The sequence below is a fragment of the Streptomyces phyllanthi genome, from assembly GCF_009377205.1.
GTDB lineage: Bacteria > Actinomycetota > Actinomycetes > Streptomycetales > Streptomycetaceae > Streptomyces > Streptomyces phyllanthi.
Map to the genome: position 1 here is coordinate 1 of NZ_VJZE01000723.1, position 2,967 is coordinate 2,967.

The following is a 2,967-nucleotide window of genomic DNA, read 5'->3' on the forward strand; positions in this document are numbered from 1 at the left end:
CCCTCCATCAGCCCCCGCACCTCGGTCCCCGGCGGTGTGAGAAGGAACACGTTCCGGTCGACCCGATGCATTCCGCTGGCCAGGCCGAAAACCACCCCCGTGCTGAAGTCCAGCACCCGCTTGGCCACCTCGGTCTCGGCGCTGGAGAGGTCGAGCAGGACGGGAACCCCCGCCATCAGCGTCTCCGCCACCTCGCGGGCGTCCGCGAACACATTGACCCGCAGGACGACGAAGCGGCGCCGCGCCTCCGTCTCGGCCTCGGGTATCGAGCGGTGGTCCACCGCGGACGGCCATGCGTCCCGGCCCCGCAGCGGCACGACCTGGGCGAGCCCTTCCCACTGTTCGTCGGTGACATCGTGCCTGTTCACCGGCCCTCCCCCTGGCTCGCACTCAATGTCTGCACCAACCAATTCTTACGCATGGTCACCCGTTCGGCCCAACAGCGACACGGACCGCTACTCGCGCATGCGTCACAACGGCCGGAACCCGTCGCACCCCCATGGCCCTCACAGCCCCCGCCCGGCCACTGTGTGGCGGGCGTAACTCCTCATGATCGGGTCATGTGACATCCGCGTAACGGGCAATTCGTACGATCACTGAACGCCGCACACCATCGCACCGTATGACCTGCCGACCAGGAAAGGGGCCGCTCGTGGCCGCACAGGGCCCGCACAGCACCGGCACACGGGCACAGGTGCGGACCGCGTGCTCGTACTGCGGTGTCGGGTGCGGAATGGTCCTGGACATCGGTATGGGTCCGGACGGACGGCGTACGGTCCTGAAGGCATCCGGTGACAAGGCCCACCCGGCGAACTTCGGCCGGCTCTGCACCAAGGGCGCCACCACCGCCGACATGCTGGCCGCGCCGGGACGGCTGAGCAGCGCGCTCGTCCGGGACGACCGGGGCGAGGAGCCCGTTCCCACGCCCGTCCGGGGCGCCGTGGCCGAAACCGCGCGGCGACTGCGCGCGATCATCGACGAGCACGGCCCCGACGCCGTCGCCTTCTATGTCTCCGGGCAGATGAGCCTGGAGGCCCAGTACCTGACCAACAAGCTGGCCAAGGGCTTCGTCCGGACGAACCAGATCGAGTCGAACTCCCGGCTGTGCATGGCGAGCGCCGGTACGGGCTACAAGCTGTCGCTGGGCGCCGACGGGCCGCCGGGCTCGTACCAGGACCTCGACAAGGCGGACCTCTTCCTGGTCATCGGCTCGAACATGGCCGACTGCCATCCGATCCTCTTCCTGCGGATGATGGACCGGGTGAAGGAGGGCGCCAAGCTGATCGTGGTCGATCCGCGCCGGACGGCCACCGCCGAGAAGGCCGACCTCTTCCTGCGGATACGCCCCGGCACCGACCTCGCGCTGCTCAACGGCCTGCTGCACCTGCTGCACGAGAACGGGCACACGGACCCCGGCTTCATCACCGCCCACACCGAGGGCTGGGAGGCGATGCCCGCCTTCCTCGCCGACTACCCGCCCGCGGCGGTCGCCGAGATCACCGGCATCCCGGAGGCGGACATCCGGGAGGCGGCCCGGCTCATCGGCGAGGCGAGCGCGTCCGGCGAGTGGACCAGCTGCTGGACCATGGGCCTCAACCAGTCCACGCACGGCACGTGGAACACCAACGCCCTCGTCAATCTGCACCTGGCCACGGGTGCCATCTGCCGCCCCGGCAGCGGTCCGTTCTCCCTCACCGGGCAGCCCAACGCCATGGGCGGGCGCGAGATGGGATACATGGGGCCCGGACTGCCGGGTCAGCGGTCCGTACTGGTCGACGAGGAGCGGGCGTTCACCGAGGAGCTGTGGGGGCTGGCGCCGGACACCCTCCGCAAGGACGGGGTCGGGCAGGGCACCGTCGAGATGTTCCGGAAGATGGCGGACGGCGAGATCAAGGCCTGCTGGATCATCTGCACCAACCCGGTCGCCTCGGTGGCCAACCGCAAGACCGTGATCGAGGGCCTGGAGGCCGCCGAGTTCGTCGTCACGCAGGACGTGTTCGCCGACACCGAGACCAACGCGTACGCCGATGTCGTCCTCCCCGCCGCGATGTGGACCGAGTCCGAGGGCGTCCTCGTCAACAGCGAGCGCAACCTCACCCTCGCCCAGCCCGCCGCCGACCCGCCCGGCGAGGCCATGGCCGACTGGCGGCTCATCGCGGCGGTCGCCCGCGAGATGGGGTACGAGAAGGGCTTCTCGTACGAGAGCGCCGAGGAGATCTTCGAGGAGATCAAGCAGGCCTGGAACCCGAAGACCGGGTGGGACCTGCGCGGGGTGACGTACGAGCGGCTGCGTTCGACCCCCGTGCAGTGGCCGGCCGCGGCGCAGGACGGGCCGGACCGCAACCCCATCCGGTACGTGGAGAGCGGGGCGCCGGTCTTCCCCACGGCGAGCGGACGGGCCGTGTTCCACGCGCGGCCGCACATGGACCCCGCGGAGATGCCGGACGACGACTATCCGTTCGTCCTCAACACCGGCCGGCTCCAGCACCAGTGGCACACCCTGACGAAGACGGGCCGGGTCGCCAGGCTCAACAAGCTGAACCCCGGGCCCTTCGTGGAGCTGCATCCGCGGGACGCCGCCGAACTGGGCGTCCGGGACGGTGACTCGGTCGAGGTGGCCTCACGGCGCGGCCGGGCCGTCCTGCCCGCCGTCGTGACCGACCGGGTGGGGCCGGGGTGCTGCTTCGCGCCGTTCCACTGGAACGACCTGTTCGGTGAGTATCTGAGCATCAACGCCGTGACGAGTGACGCGGTCGATCCGCTGTCGTTCCAGCCCGAGTTGAAGGTGTGCGCGGTGTCGCTGGCGAAGGTGGCGGCGCCGCTGCCGGTGCCGGTCGGCGCCGGACCCGCGTCCGTCGCGCCGGCACCCCTCGCGCCGGCACCCGTCGCCTCGCCGCCCGCCGGGGCGATCCTGCCCACGGCGGTCACCCCCGGTGCGAACCCCTTCGGCCTCGAACCCTCCCCTCC

At 70.6% G+C, this 2,967-nt stretch carries 2 protein-coding genes; one reads left to right on the plus strand and one right to left on the minus strand.

The annotated features are described in order from the left end of the window. A partial coding sequence (locus FNH04_RS43970) for a cell division protein SepF (protein WP_322725613.1) occupies positions 1–368 on the minus strand: 368 nt, incomplete at its 3' end. A gap of 284 nt (positions 369–652) precedes the next feature. On the opposite strand from FNH04_RS43970, the gene FNH04_RS43975 reads away from it, so the two are divergent. After that, a partial coding sequence (locus FNH04_RS43975) for a molybdopterin oxidoreductase family protein (protein ID WP_322725614.1) occupies positions 653–2,967 on the plus strand: 2,315 nt, incomplete at its 3' end.